This window comes from Citrobacter sp. R4, from assembly GCF_026719175.1.
GTDB classification, from domain to species: domain Bacteria; phylum Pseudomonadota; class Gammaproteobacteria; order Enterobacterales; family Enterobacteriaceae; genus Citrobacter_A; species Citrobacter_A sedlakii.
Window position 1 is genome coordinate 247,187 of sequence record NZ_JAPPSU010000002.1, and the last position, 14,310, is coordinate 261,496.

Annotated in this window: 11 protein-coding genes; 2 read left to right on the forward strand and 9 right to left on the reverse strand. The window is 56.9% G+C overall.

From position 1 onward, the window contains the following. Positions 1–2: 2 nt before the first annotated feature. Both relA and rlmD read right to left on the reverse strand, forming a co-directional pair. A complete protein-coding gene (gene relA / locus OOJ60_RS06735; protein ID WP_042288805.1) occupies positions 3–2,237 on the reverse strand; it encodes a GTP diphosphokinase in 2,235 nt (744 codons plus the stop codon). A 51-nt stretch (positions 2,238–2,288) separates the two neighbouring features. Continuing rightward, the gene (gene rlmD, locus OOJ60_RS06740) at positions 2,289–3,587 is read right to left on the reverse strand and encodes a 23S rRNA (uracil(1939)-C(5))-methyltransferase RlmD (RefSeq protein ID WP_205612288.1); all 1,299 of its coding nucleotides are present in this window, start codon (positions 3,585–3,587) and stop codon (positions 2,289–2,291) included. 57 nt (positions 3,588–3,644) lie between these two features. Between rlmD and barA the strand changes: the two genes are divergently transcribed. Continuing rightward, the gene (gene barA, locus OOJ60_RS06745; RefSeq protein WP_181822609.1) at positions 3,645–6,401 is read left to right on the forward strand and encodes a two-component sensor histidine kinase BarA; all 2,757 of its coding nucleotides are present in this window, start codon (positions 3,645–3,647) and stop codon (positions 6,399–6,401) included. Between the two features lie 89 nt (positions 6,402–6,490). Here barA and OOJ60_RS06750 read toward each other — a convergent pair whose 3' ends face one another. The 4 genes from OOJ60_RS06750 to gudP all read right to left on the reverse strand — a co-directional run bounded on the left by OOJ60_RS06750 (position 6,491) and on the right by gudP (position 11,782). After that, the gene (locus tag OOJ60_RS06750; RefSeq protein WP_200035430.1) at positions 6,491–7,633 is read right to left on the reverse strand and encodes a glycerate kinase; all 1,143 of its coding nucleotides are present in this window, start codon (positions 7,631–7,633) and stop codon (positions 6,491–6,493) included. Positions 7,634–7,726: 93 nt separating this feature from the next. Beyond that, positions 7,727–9,067, reverse strand: a complete 1,341-nt coding sequence (gene gudD / locus OOJ60_RS06755; RefSeq protein WP_042288813.1) for a glucarate dehydratase — start codon at positions 9,065–9,067, stop codon at positions 7,727–7,729. Positions 9,068–9,086: 19 nt separating this feature from the next. Continuing rightward, positions 9,087–10,427: an enolase C-terminal domain-like protein gene (locus OOJ60_RS06760; protein ID WP_205612289.1), complete on the reverse strand. Its 1,341-nt coding sequence runs from the start codon at positions 10,425–10,427 to the stop codon at positions 9,087–9,089. Between the two features lie 2 nt (positions 10,428–10,429). Then, entirely contained in the window at positions 10,430–11,782 is a 1,353-nt protein-coding gene (gudP, locus tag OOJ60_RS06765) for a galactarate/glucarate/glycerate transporter GudP (protein ID WP_042288816.1), read from the reverse strand. Between the two features lie 68 nt (positions 11,783–11,850). On the opposite strand from gudP, the gene OOJ60_RS06770 reads away from it, so the two are divergent. Continuing rightward, positions 11,851–12,090 (forward strand): hypothetical protein, encoded by a 240-nt coding sequence (locus OOJ60_RS06770; RefSeq protein WP_072014993.1) that lies wholly within the window; start codon positions 11,851–11,853, stop codon positions 12,088–12,090. A 171-nt stretch (positions 12,091–12,261) separates the two neighbouring features. On the opposite strand, the gene OOJ60_RS06775 is transcribed toward OOJ60_RS06770, so the two are convergent. The 3 genes from OOJ60_RS06775 to OOJ60_RS06785 are packed head-to-tail and all read right to left on the reverse strand — an operon-like array spanning position 12,262 to position 13,841. Continuing rightward, on the reverse strand, positions 12,262–12,711 hold the full coding sequence (locus OOJ60_RS06775) for a flavodoxin (protein ID WP_042288819.1): 450 nt from the start codon (positions 12,709–12,711) through the stop codon (positions 12,262–12,264). Positions 12,712–12,729: 18 nt separating this feature from the next. Next, the gene (gene truC / locus OOJ60_RS06780; RefSeq protein ID WP_042288822.1) at positions 12,730–13,512 is read right to left on the reverse strand and encodes a tRNA pseudouridine(65) synthase TruC; all 783 of its coding nucleotides are present in this window, start codon (positions 13,510–13,512) and stop codon (positions 12,730–12,732) included. Further along, complete coding sequence (locus OOJ60_RS06785) at positions 13,512–13,841, reverse strand: YqcC family protein (RefSeq protein ID WP_181822607.1); 330 nt, start codon at positions 13,839–13,841, stop codon at positions 13,512–13,514. Before OOJ60_RS06785 ends, truC begins: the two co-directional genes overlap by 1 nt. Positions 13,842–14,310: the final 469 nt, after the last annotated feature.

Sequence of the window (14,310 nt, forward strand, 5' to 3'; positions counted from 1 at the left end):
CGTTAATTGCCGTGCAGACGACGCGCGTCAATTACATCCGGCACCTGGTTGAGCTTGCTGAGAACGCGCCCCAGCACCTGCAGGTTGTAGATTTCGATGGTCATATCGATGGTCGCCAGTTGCTGCTTTGTGTCGCTGCGGCTGGCGACGCCCAGCACGTTGACCTTTTCGTTCGCCAGAATGGTGGTGATATCACGCAATAACCCGCTGCGGTCGTTAGCCTGAACGCGCACCACCAGCGAGTAACCCGCCGAATAGCTTTCGCCCCACACCGCATCCACAATCCGCTCCGGCGCATGCGCGCGCAGTTCCACCAACTGTTCGCAGTCGGCGCGGTGAACGGAAATCCCGCGCCCCTGAGTGATGAATCCGACGATCTCATCTCCCGGAATCGGCTGGCAGCAACGCGCGATGTGGTGCATCAGGTTGCCAACCCCTTCCACCACAACCCGACCGTCGTCTTTCCGGCGATTCTGCGGCGCGTAAGTTTTCTGCTGAAGCTGTTTCAGCGCGGCGGCATCTTCTTCAGCCGCGCTCGGTTTGTTGAACTGCGACTGCAGGAAGTTGACCATCTGGTTAAGGCGGATATCGCCGCCGCCGATCGCCGCCAGCAGTTCCTCCAGCTCGTTAAAGTTGTAGCGCGGCAGCAGCAGTTTTTCCGCCTCTTTCAGGCTGATCCCCAGATGCGACAACTCATCGTCAAGGATCTGGCGACCGGCAAGGATATTCTTGTCGCGATCCTGCTTGCGGAACCAGGCGTGGATTTTTGAGCGTCCGCGGCTGGTGGTGACATAGCCCAGGTTCGGGTTAAGCCAGTCGCGGCTGGGGTTCGGCTGCTTCTGGGTGATGATTTCGATCTGATCGCCCATCTGCAACTGATAGGTAAACGGCACGATACGCCCGCCAATTTTCGCCCCGATGCAACGATGCCCCACGTCACTGTGAATGTGATAGGCGAAGTCAAGCGGCGTGGAGCCCGCAGGTAAGTCGACCACATCGCCTTTTGGCGTAAACACATACACCCGGTCGTCAAAAACCTGGCTGCGCACTTCATCGAGCATTTCGCCCGAATCCGCCATCTCTTCCTGCCAGGCGATCAGCTTACGCAGCCAGGCGATGCGATCCTCATGACCCGAACGCGCGCCGCCTGCTGCCGCCCCTTCTTTATACTTCCAGTGCGCGGCGACGCCCAGCTCGGCATCTTCGTGCATCTGTTTGGTGCGGATTTGAATCTCAACGGTTTTACCGCCCGGCCCCAGCACCACGGTATGAATAGACTGATAACCGTTTGGTTTTGGGTTAGCGACGTAGTCGTCAAACTCATCCGGCAAATGACGATAGTGGGTGTGCACAATGCCCAGCGCGGCGTAGCAGTCCTGCAAACGCTCGGCGACGATACGCACGGCGCGTACGTCAAACAGCTCGTCAAACGCCAGATCTTTTTTCTGCATCTTGCGCCAGATGCTGTAGATATGTTTCGGACGTCCGTAAACTTCCGCCTTCACGCCTTCGGTTTTCATTTCGGCGCGCAGATGGCCAACGAACTCTTCAATATAGTGTTCGCGATCGATACGACGCTCATGCAGCAGTTTGGCGATACGCTTGTATTCCGCCGGATGCAGATAGCGGAAGCAGTAATCTTCCAGCTCCCATTTCAACTGACCAATACCCAGACGGTTGGCCAGCGGAGCGTAAATGTTCGTGCACTCTTTCGCCGCCAGCACGCGCTCATCTTCCGGCGCGTCTTTCACCTCACGCAGATGGGCAATACGTTCGGCAAGCTTAATGACCACACAGCGGAAATCGTCCACCATCGCCAGTAGCATACGGCGAACATTGTCGACCTGCTCGGACGAAACGGAGTCGGTGTGCGTGGCTTTAAGCTGGCGAATCGCCGCCATGTCGCGGACGCCATGGATCAGGTTGACGATCGATTTGCCCACGCTTTCGCGCAGAACGTCTTCGCTGACCACGTTGGCGTCGGCTAACGGGAACAGCAGCGCCGCCCGTAGCGTGTCGATATCCATACTCAGCGTCGAAAGGATTTCCACCATCTCGACGCCGCGCCACAGCAGCAGTTCCGCGTCCGGATGCCCCTGTGTCTGTTGCAGGCAATACGCCCAGGTTTCGGCTAAGCGTTCACACGACTGCTGGCTGGCGATCCCAAGACTTTCGATCCATTTTTTCGGATCAAATTCCCCAGCTTTATTTAGATGTGCACTTCTTACCGCAACCATTGTCCTCTCCTTAAGGGACCGGGCCTGCCGAATTCAGCAAGCCGGAAGTTATTACTTGCGCTCAAACAGAACCATTGATTCCAGGTGCCCAGTGTGCGGGAACATGTCGAGCATTGCCAGCCGCTGAATTTGGTATCCCGCACGTAATAATTCGTCACTGTCCCGCGCCAGCGTGGCAGGGTTACAGGATACATAAACAATGCGGTCAGGCTGTAATTTTACAAGATGCTGCATCACACCCGCCGCCCCGGCGCGCGCAGGGTCCAGCAGGACCTTGTCGAAGCCGTTTTTCGCCCACGGCTGTTGGGTTACATCCTCTTCCAGATTGGCATGAAAGAATGTCACATTCTGTAATGCATTTTGCCGCGCGTTTTCACGCCCTTTCTCAACCAGCGCGGGTACGCCTTCGACGCCCACTACGCTCGCCGCCAGCGTCGCGAGCGGCAACGTGAAGTTGCCCATGCCGCAAAAAAGGTCAAGCACGCGATCGTCCGGCTGTACGTCAAGCCACGCCAGCGCCCGGGCGACCATCTGCTGATTCACCCCTTCGTTGACCTGGATAAAGTCGCGCGGACTAAAGTTTAAGCGTAGCCCGTTTGACTCGTACCAGGGCGTTTGCCCCGAAACGGACGCCAGTATCTCGCTTGCGGGCGCCAGATAAAGCGCCAGGTTCTGTGAATGCGAAAAGCGTTCCAGTTTTTCCCGGTCATGGGCGCTTAATGGCGCCGTATGGCGCAAGATCATCAGCGTGCCGCTGCCCGCCTGCACCAGTTCGACGTGCCCCAGATGGCGTTTCCCCTGTAATGTCTCCAGACATGCCCTGAGGTCAGGCAACAGCGCCTCAAGCTGGGGCGCCAGAACAGGGCACCGGGTGACGTCAACAATGTCGCTGGACGCCGACTGGCGAAAGCCCATCTGCAGTTGCTGGGTTTTCGGCGGGTAATGGAGGCTTAAGCGCGCGCGACGGCGATAACCCCACGGCTCCCCGGCGATGACCTCCGCCACGTCATTTTTCATCAGGCGCGCTAACGCGGCGCATTTGCTGCGCTGTTGCAGGGCAACACTGGCGTGCTGCTGCTGGCAGCCGCCGCAAACGCCAAAATGGGGGCAGCGCGGCGCGACGCGCTCAGGGCTTTCATTTAACCGGCGCTTCACTTGCGCTCTGGCGTACTGTTTTTTATCTTCAGTAATGACCACCTCCGCACTTTCCTGCGGCAGTAATCCTGGGATAAACAGCGCCTTTCCGTTATGCCGCGCCACGCCCTGACCAAAGGCATCCAGGTCAGTGACTGTAACGGTTATGATCTGGCGCGTCGTCACGCGCCGTTTTGCAGAGTAGAATTGCGCCATCGACGAGATTATTCTCAAATTAACAGTGTGACCCTAATTGTCCCATAACGGAACTCCATGACCAACTACAGCCTGCGCGCTCGCATGATGATTCTGATCCTGGCGCCGACCGTACTGATCGGTTTATTGCTAAGTATCTTCTTTGTCGTTCATCGCTATCACGACCTGCAGCGTCAACTGGAAGATGCCGGCGCGAGCATTATTGAGCCGCTCGCCGTCTCCACTGAATATGGTATGAATCTGCAAAACCGCGAATCTATCGGCCAGTTGATTAGCGTTCTGCATCGCCGCCATTCAGAGATCGTGCGGGCGATTTCGGTCTACGACGAGAATAACCGCCTGTTCGTCACATCGAACTTTAATCTTAACCCGTCGGAGCTCCAGCTTCCGCCGGGTCTGCCGTTTCCACGCCGGTTGAGCGTGGAACGCCATGGCGACATTTTAATCCTGCGAACGCCGATCGTGTCGGAAAGCTATTCACCGGACGAGTCTGCGTTAACCGACGCGAAAAATGCGCATAATATGCTGGGATATGTGGCGCTTGAGCTGGATCTCAAGTCTGTTCGCCTGCAGCAGTATAAAGAAATTTTCATCTCCACGGTGATGATGCTGTTCTGCATCGGCATCGCGCTCATTTTTGGCTGGCGCCTGATGCGCGACGTGACCGGGCCTATTCGTAACATGGTCAACACGGTGGATCGCATTCGTCGCGGGCAGCTCGACAGCCGGGTTGAAGGTTTCATGCTGGGTGAACTGGACATGCTGAAAAACGGCATTAACTCCATGGCGATGTCGCTTGCCGCCTATCACGAAGAGATGCAGCACAACATCGATCAGGCGACCTCCGATCTGCGTGAAACGCTTGAACAGATGGAGATCCAGAACGTTGAACTGGATCTGGCGAAGAAGCGCGCCCAGGAGGCCGCCCGCATTAAGTCCGAGTTTCTGGCCAATATGTCCCATGAGCTACGCACGCCGCTTAACGGTGTCATCGGCTTTACTCGCCTGACGCTGAAAACAGAGCTGAACACTACCCAGCGTGACCACCTGAACACCATTGAGCGTTCGGCAAATAATCTGCTGGCGATCATTAACGACGTGCTGGACTTTTCCAAGCTGGAAGCGGGCAAACTGATTCTGGAAAGCATTCCCTTCGCCCTGCGCAATACGCTGGATGAAGTGGTGACGTTGCTGGCACACTCGTCCCACGATAAAGGCCTTGAGCTGACGCTTAACATTAAAAATGACGTTCCGGACAACGTCATCGGCGACCCGCTGCGCTTACAGCAGGTGATTACCAACCTGGTCGGCAACGCGATCAAATTTACCGAAAGCGGCAACATCGATATTCTGGTCGAGAAACGCGCGATCAGTAATACCAAAGTCCAGATAGAGGTCCAGATTCGTGATACCGGTATCGGTATTCCTGAACGCGACCAGTCACGCCTGTTCCAGGCCTTCCGTCAGGCCGATGCCAGTATCTCCCGTCGCCATGGCGGTACCGGGCTGGGGCTGGTGATTACACAGAAGCTGGTCAATGAAATGGGGGGAGATATCTCCTTCCATAGCCAGCCGAACCGGGGCTCGACGTTCTGGTTCCATATCAACCTGGATTTGAATCCGAACGTGGTCAGCGATGGCCCGGCCACTGGCTGCCTGACCGGGAAGCGCATCGCTTACGTTGAGCCAAACGCCGCTGCCGCGCAATGCACTTTAGATATCCTCGCGGAAACGCCGCTGGAGGTGATTTACAGTCCTTCGTTCTCCGCGCTGGCGGTAGAGCATTACGACTACATGCTGCTGGGCGTCGCCGTGACCTTCAACGAACCGCTGACCATGCAGCATGAACGCCTGATTCAGGCGACGGAAATGACCGACTTCCTGATGCTGGCGCTGCCGTGTCACGCGCAGGTTAACGCGGAAAAACTTAAGCAAGACGGCGTGGCGAGTTGTCTGTTAAAACCGCTGACCTCAACGCGCCTGCTGCCCGCGCTGGTGGAGTTGTGCCGCCAGAATCACCATCATGACGCCCTGCCATCCGACGAAAACAAGATCGCCATGACGGTAATGGCGGTAGATGATAACCCCGCTAACCTGAAACTGATCGGCGCCTTACTGGACGATCTGGTGCAGCACGTTGAGCTTTGCGACAGCGGCCAACAGGCGGTGGATCGCGCCAGACAGATGCAGTTCGACTTGATCCTGATGGATATTCAGATGCCGGATATGGACGGCATTCGCGCCTGTGAGTTGATCCACCAGCTTCCTCACCAACAGCAAACGCCGGTGATTGCCGTGACCGCACATGCGATGGCGGGTCAGAAGGAGAAGCTGCTGAGCGCCGGTATGAATGATTATCTGGCGAAGCCGATTGAAGAAGAAAAGCTGCATAACCTGCTGCTGCGCTACAAACCGGGCACCGGCGTCACCACGCGGATGCTGACGGCTGAGCCGCCCGAGCCGGTTTTTAATCCAAACGCGACGCTCGACTGGCAATTGGCGCTGCGCCAGGCGGCAGGAAAACCGGATCTGGCGCGCGATATGCTGCAAATGCTGATCGATTTCCTGCCGGAAGTGCGTAACTGCATCGAAGAACAACTGGTCGGCGAAAACCCGGATGGGTTAGTCGATTTAATTCATAAGCTGCACGGCAGCTGTGGCTACAGCGGGGTTCCACGGATGAAAAATCTCTGTCAGCTGCTGGAAGGCCAGTTACGTAACGGTACGCCCGAAAGCGAACTGGAACCTGAATTCCTCGAACTGCTCGACGAGATGGACAACGTGGCGCGCGAAGCGAAGAAGATACTGGGGTGACTGTCTATTGACGGAAGTAATGTCAGCGGCTTACCGGGCCTGCGGACAGGATAATTGCAGGCCTGATAAGCGTTGCGCCATTGGGGAAATTAGCCTGAAAGCCGCCCAATCTTGATCGTTGCAGCCACATTTCGCGCCGTCATCCGCACGTTGTCTTCCGCATTTTTCAGGGCGTCGTCCAGAGTACAGATGCAGTAAATGACGCTGAACACCGCATCCAGCCCATGTTCGTGCACCACGCCAACGTCCGCGGTCAGGCTGCCGGCAATCGCGATCACTGGCTTGTTATAGCGTTTTGCCACGTTCGCCACGCCAACCGGCACCTTACCGTGAATGGTCTGGCTGTCGATGCGCCCTTCGCCGGTAATCACCAGATCGGCGTCGGCGACGCAGGCATCGAGATGCAGCGCGTCGGTCACAATCTCAATGCCGCGCCGCAGCTGCGCGCCGCAGAATGCATACAGCGCCGCGCCCATTCCCCCTGCCGCGCCGCCGCCCGCAAGCGAAGAGACATCCACATCCAGATCTCGGGCGATGAGTTGAGCATAATGTTCCAGCGCCCGATCCAGGCGCACAATCATCTCCGGCGTCGCCCCTTTTTGCGGCCCGAACACCGCTGAAGCGCCCTGCTTACCGGTCAACGGATTGGTGACGTCGCACGCCACCTCAATGCGACATCCGGCCAGACGCGGGTCTAACTGGCTAATATCAATGCGGTCGAGGGTTTCCAGCGCCGCGCCGCCCTGGGCGATGTCGGCATGCCGGGCGTCGAGCAGTTTTGCCCCTAACGCCTGAACCATACCCGCGCCGCCGTCGTTGGTCGCGCTGCCGCCAAGCCCGATAATGATATGTTCCACGCCCGCGTCCAGAGCATGTCGAATAAGCTCTCCGGTACCCCAGGAGGTGGTTTTTAACGGATCGCGCCGATGGGGAGGAACCTGCTCCAGCCCGCTGGCCGCCGCCATTTCAATAAAGGCGGAGCGCGCATCGCCGGATAACCCATAAAAAGCCTGCGTCGGCTCGCCCAGAGGCCCCATGACCTCAACGTCAACAATGCGTCCCGCCGTCGCCGCAACCATGGCTTCAACCGTTCCTTCACCGCCATCAGCGACCGGCAGCTTGACGTAATCCGCATCGGGCCAGATCTCGCGAAACCCCTGTTCAATGGCGCTCGCCACCTCAAGAGCACTCAAACTTTCCTTATATGAGTCCGGTGCGATCACTATTTTCATAAATCGTCCTTACGCATGTTGACTCTGTTAAGCATATACCCGTCATACTACAAATAAAAAAATGGCCGGTCCGAAAGGGGACCGGCACAGGTCTTAACGCACCATGCAAGGACGCTTGTTATCAAAGGTCCAGTTCGGAATCAGATACTGCATGCCCATCGCGTCGTCACGCGCGCCTAAGCCGTGTTTCTGATACAGCTCATGCGCCTTCATCACCTGATCCATGTCGATCTCAACGCCCAGTCCCGGTTTCGCCGGTACCTGAACCATACCGCCTTTGATCTCGAACGGTTCTTTAGTCAGACGCTGGTTGCCTTCCTGCCAGATCCAGTGAGTGTCGATAGCGGTGATCTTGCCCGGCGCGGCGGCCGCGACATGGGTAAACATCGCCAGTGAAATATCGAAATGGTTATTAGAGTGCGAGCCCCAGGTCAGACCAAACTCGTGGCACATCTGCGCCACGCGCACAGAACCTTGCATCGTCCAGAAGTGCGGATCCGCCAGCGGAATATCCACGGATTGCAACGACAGAGTATGGCCCATCTGACGCCAGTCGGTTGCGATCATATTGGTCGCCGTCGGCAAGCCGGTAGCGCGACGGAACTCCGCCATCACTTCGCGTCCGGAGAAGCCCTGCTCAGCGCCGCATGGATCTTCCGCATAGGCCAGCGTGCCTTTCAGGTACTTACCAATTTTAATCGCCTCATTCAGCGACCATGCGCCGTTCGGGTCGAGCGTCACCCGCGCCTGCGGGAAGCGTTTCGCCAGCGCCACGATGGACTCGGCTTCTTCTTCTCCGGCCAGCACGCCGCCTTTCAGTTTGAAGTCATTGAAACCATATTTTTCATACGCGGCTTCCGCCAGGCGCACCACCGCATCCGGGGTCATCGCTTCTTCATGGCGCAAGCGATACCAGTCGCATTGCTCATCCGGCTGGCTCTGGTACGGCAGCGGCGTCGCTTTACGGTTACCGACGAAGAACAGATAACCGAGCATTTCCACTTCGCTACGTTGCTGTCCGTCGCCGAGCAGTGACGCCACGTTAACGCCAAGATGCTGACCCAACAGGTCAAGCAGCGCCGCTTCGATACCGGTCACCACGTGAATGGTGGTACGCAGGTCGAAGGTCTGCAAGCCACGACCACCCGCGTCGCGATCGGCAAATTCATTCCGCACCGCGGTTAATACATTTTTGTATTCGCCCAGCGTTTTCCCCACCACCAGCGGGATCGCATCTTCCAGCGTCTTACGGATCTTTTCGCCGCCGGGAATTTCACCAACGCCGGTGTGGCCAGAGTTATCTTTGATAATGACGATGTTACGCGTGAAAAACGGAGCGTGCGCGCCGCTCAGGTTCATCAGCATGCTGTCGTGACCGGCAACCGGGATCACCTGCATGGCGGTAACAACGGGAGTGGTAAATTGTGCGCTCATAATCTTGTCCTTTTCAAAATCAGTGACGACCGAAAACGGGGCGTTTGCGGTCAAAAGTCCAGCCGGGGATCAGATACTGCATCGGGCCTGCGTCATTGCGCGCGCCGCCGGGCAGCTTTTTGTACGCTTCATGCGCCTTATGCACCTGATCCCAGTCCAGCTCAACGCCCAGCCCGGGCGCGTCCGGAACGGCAATTTTGCCGTTTTTGATCTCCAGAGGATGTCGGGTCAGGCGGCAATCACCCTCCTGCCAAATCCAGTGGGTATCAATGGCGGTCGGTTTGCCTGGCGCGGCCGCGCCAACGTGAGTAAACATCGCCAGAGAGATATCAAAGTGATTGTTGGAATGGCAGCCCCAGGTCAGGCCCCAGTCGTCACACAGTTGCGCCACGCGTACCGCGCCGGAAAGCGTCCAGAAATGCGGATCGGCGAGCGGAATATCAACGGCATTGAGCATCACCGCGTGGCCCATCTCGCGCCAGTTGGTCGCGATCATGTTGGTTGCGACCGGCAGCCCGGTCGCCCGACGGAATTCCGCCATCACTTCGCGACCGGAGAAGCCCTGTTCCGCGCCGCAGGGGTCTTCCGCGTAGGTCAGCACATCGTTCAGCCCTTTGCATAACGCAATGGCTTCATCCAACCGCCAGGCGCCGTTCGGATCAACGGTGATACGCGCATCCGGAAAACGTGTTTTCAGCGCACGGGCAGTTTCAATCTCCTGCTCGCCCGGCAGAACGCCGCCCTTGAGTTTAAAATCTTTAAAGCCGTAGCGATCCTGCGAGGCTTCCGCCAGACGCACGACCGCGTCGCGGGTTAATGCTTCCTGATGGCGCAGATGATACCAGTCGTGGTTCCCCGGAGTGTTTTCCAGATAGGGCAGATCGGTTTTTGTACGATCGCCGATATAGAACAGGTAACCCAACACCGTCACCGCATCGCGCTGCTTGCCAGGCCCTAACAGCTCGCAGACTGGCACATTCAGCGCTTTGCCCAGCAGGTCGAACAGCGCCGCTTCCAGCGCGGCGACCGCGTTAACGCGCAGTTCAAACGTCCACGCCCCTTTGCCGAAGGTGTCAAAGTCTGCAGCCTGGTTGCCTTTATGTACCTGCTGAACCACTTTATTCAGCCGGGCCACCTCCTGACCGAGCACCATCGGAATGGCATCGACCAGCGTTTGATAAATCACGTCTCCGCCCGGCGCCTCGCCAACGCCGGTATTCCCGGCGTTGTCGGTGAGCACCACGATATTTCGGGTGAAGTACGCGTTATGCGCGCCGCCGATGTTCAGCAGCATACTGTCATGTCCGGCCACCGGAATGACCTTCATGTCGGTGATAACAGGACTCGATTGCGTTGTCATGATCATTGCCCCGCAACAGGTTTCAGTTCGACACGTTTAATATCACCCACCAGCACCAGGTAGCTCAGCACCGCGACCAACGCATGGATCCCCACGTAGATCAGCGCGCCGTTGAAGGAGCCGGTCGTGCCGACAATGTAGCCGATGGCGATAGGCGTCACGATACCGGAGATGTTGCCGAACATGTTGAACAAACCGCCGCTCAGACCGCTGATCTCTTTCGGCGCGGTGTCCGCCATTACCGCCCAGCCCAGCGCGCCAATCCCTTTGCCGAAGAACGCCAGCGCCATAAAGCCGATGATCATCCACTCGACGTTAACGTAGTTACAGAACACCATCACCATCGACAGCAGCATCCCCATCACAATCGGCGTTTTACGGGCGATGTTCAGCGAGCCGGTACGGCGCATCAGCCAGTCGGAGATAATGCCGCCCAGTACGCCGCCAACAAAGCCGCAGATGGCGGGAACCGAGGCCACAAAACCCGCTTTCAGAATCGACATGCCCCGCGCCTGCACCAGATAAACCGGGAACCAGGTGATAAAGAAGTACGTCAACGCATTGATGCAGTACTGGCCGATATAAACCCCGATCATCATGCGTGAGCCCAGCAGTTGCTTGATCTGTCCCCATTTCACGCTGAACGGCACTTTAGCTTTGTTGCTCTTCTGATCCATGTTGATCAGCGCGCCGCCCTCTGCAATGTACTCAAGCTCTTTCTGGTTGACGCCCGGATGCTGGTTCGGCTCGTGGATCACCTTCAACCAAATGAAGCTGATGACGATACCCAGTCCGCCCATGAAGAAGAACACGTGCGACCAGCCTACTTCGTGGGTCAGCCAGCCCATGATGGGGGCGAAAATAACGGTGGCAAAATATTGCGCGGAGTTAAAAATCGCCACCGCGGTTCCCCTTTCCTGCGCCGGGAACCACGCTGCGACGATACGGCTATTGCCCGGGAAAGAGGGCGCTTCCGCCAGACCGACCAGGAAACGTAGCGTAAACAGCGCGACGATAATGCCGAAGCCGCTAAAGATATCGACGAAGCCCTGCAGGAGGGTAAACATCGACCAGATAAAGATGGACCAGAAGTAGACGCGTTTGGAACCAAAGCGGTCGAGCAGCCAGCCACCCGGAATTTGACCGATAACGTAGGCCCATGAGAACGCAGAGAAAACGTAACCCATACCGACCGGATCGAGGCCAATGTCTTTGGCCATCTCGGAACCAGCGATAGAAAGCGTCGCGCGGTCGCCGTAGTTGAAGGATGTGACGATAAACAGCATCACCACTATCCAGTAGCGGGCGTTAGTGCGTTTTTCCGCACTGCTCGCAGCCTGACTTAATGAACTCATTGTTGCACTCCTGAATTTTCGCGTTAGTCACGCTCACTCTGAACTGCACAGCCGGTAGGGAATCAGAGGTGACGTTTCATACATGGCAGCTTTTTGTAGGTCGTTCGCCTTGCGTACTGCTTTTTTATAACTGGCAGGAGAAGTATAAAAAGCGCCAGGAGGTTGCTCACCGTGCAACAACACAACATTTCAGGGGGATAACGCGTCGGTTTGTGGCAAAAGCCCAGGGTAATGGAAGCGACTTCACGGAAATGAAAAGCAGTCAGGGAATTCGCCCAGCAGGAGAGGCAGAAAAGGCAGGAGTGTGAATCAGGTCGCTTGACCCTATGAAAACGTCAATAAAAACCCTTTCGTCTGAAAGGATTTTAGGCATTTGCCCGATGCTAACACGATTCAGTTTTGACTAAACTGATTTCAGGTTGTCCCCCTTGCTTACTGGCGCAAGCGGGAGTCCCTCCCGGTAGGGGGAGGGTTTACTCTCACGATAAAAGCGTTCCCCACTGTTCCACCCAGGGATTCGATTCGCTTTCAGGTTCCGGATGTTCGCTGGCATCAATCAACAGCATCTCGCCGACGCGCTGCGCACGCTGTTCCTGCAGCAGGGCATCAAATTGTTTGCCGCCGTTACAGAAATTCACGTAACTGCTGTCGCCCAGCGCGATAACGCCGTAGCGCAAATTGGGCTGAAACCCCAGATTATCCTTTATGCCCTGAAACAGCGGCACGATGCTGTCAGGTAAATCTCCCTGCCCCGTTGTGGAGGTCACCACCAGCGCGACGTTATCCTGATAGTTCTGCCAGTCGCTCAGTTCAGGATCTTCATAAACGGTCGCCTCATGTCCCTGCGCCGTGAGGATCGCTTCGGCTTCTTCGGCAACCAACAGCGAGTTTCCGTACATCGTCCCGACAAAAATGCCTATTTTCGCCATGCTTACTGACTCCCTGAGTTACGAATTTACGCCTTCATCCTGACCTGCCGACGCGCTTAACTCAACCCTTTCATTGTCGGGGAGACATCCTCGCCAGCCAAAATGCGCCAGCGCCTGCATCCAGACCGCGTCCAGCCCGGCGCGAATCGTCAGCGGCTCGCCGGTAAAGGGATGTGTCAGAGAGAGCGCGCTGGCGTGCAGCATGAGACGGTGGCAGCCGAAATGTTCCGCTGCGCTGCGGTTTTGCCGCAGATCGCCATGCTTGCTGTCGCCGATAATCGGATGACGCAAATGCGCAAGGTGGCGCCTGAGCTGATGCTTGCGGCCGGTTTTTGGCTCTAACGCCACCAGACCGTAACGGGTCGTTGGATACCGCCCGGTTGCCACCGGCATTTCTACGGTCGCCAGACCGCGATAATGGGTCACCGCTGGCTGCGGCTCTTTATCCTCGCGGGCAAATTTATCGGCGATTTTGTCCCGTTCTTCTACCAGCGGATAGTCGAGCACCGCGTCGTCCATCAGCCAGCCGCGTACAATCGCGTGGTAGCGCTTTTGGATCTGATGCTGCTCAAACTGCTGCGCCAGCCGTCGTCCGGCTTCGCTGGACAACCCCATCAGCAGGACGCCGGAGGTGGGCCTGTCGAGACGGTGGGCGGTAAAAACGTGCTGACCAATCTGATCGCGCACGGTCTGCATCACCACCACTTTTTCATCGCGATCGAGCCAGCTGCGGTGTACCAGCCAACCGGAGGGTTTATTGACCGCCACCAGCCATTCGTCCTGATACAGAATCTCCAGCATCAGGATTTATCTTGCGCAAACAGCGCATCCAGCGCCTGCAGCGCGGCGATCAGAACCTCACGCTGCGGATGATCGGCGCTCAGCGCCACTTCGTAGTACGGCGCGACGGCAAAAGCCTCAGGCAATGGCTGGGCGCTGTCCAGCAGGGCCTGCATCCGGGGGATCAACACCCATTGCAGCCACTCGAGCGGCTCCATGGTATCCATGCAAAAAGGCTGCGTACTGGTAAACAGGTGGGCTTCGGGTTCATCCATCCGCCAGTGTTGATGCTCGCGCAGCAGCGCTTCCAGTGCGTGAAGCTGCTGACGCACACGGTCATGAGTCGTCATGAAGTCACCTCAGTAAAGAAAAATGTGGCGCGAAGAATACCACCAGTAAAAAAAGAAATAAAAAAAGGGAGCACTGTAAAAACAGTGCTCCCGGTTCGTTTCGCAGCATTCCAGCTACTTTTAGTGCTCCCTGCTCATCCTTGACAACTTTTCCAGCGGTCTTGCGACCCGTTGTTCATCCTGAACGTGCGCATCCTGCTCACACCACCCCGATGTGAAAACTTCATCCTGAAGTGTCCTGGCCTTCCTGACCCACCGACCATCCTGACCGGCTCTCGTTCTCCTTCCTGGAGGTGTCCTTTAACGCCTTCCTGCGTTTTCCACTTTGCTTCGTCCTGAAGCCTTTCCTTGCAACACCGTCCTGGTGTGTCCTGCCAAAGCGCCATCATCCTGATGTTCGCTTCGTTGTGCGACTCCCTGTCGACGTACATAGAATCGCCTTTTTTACGCCGTCTTACAAGGGACTTAC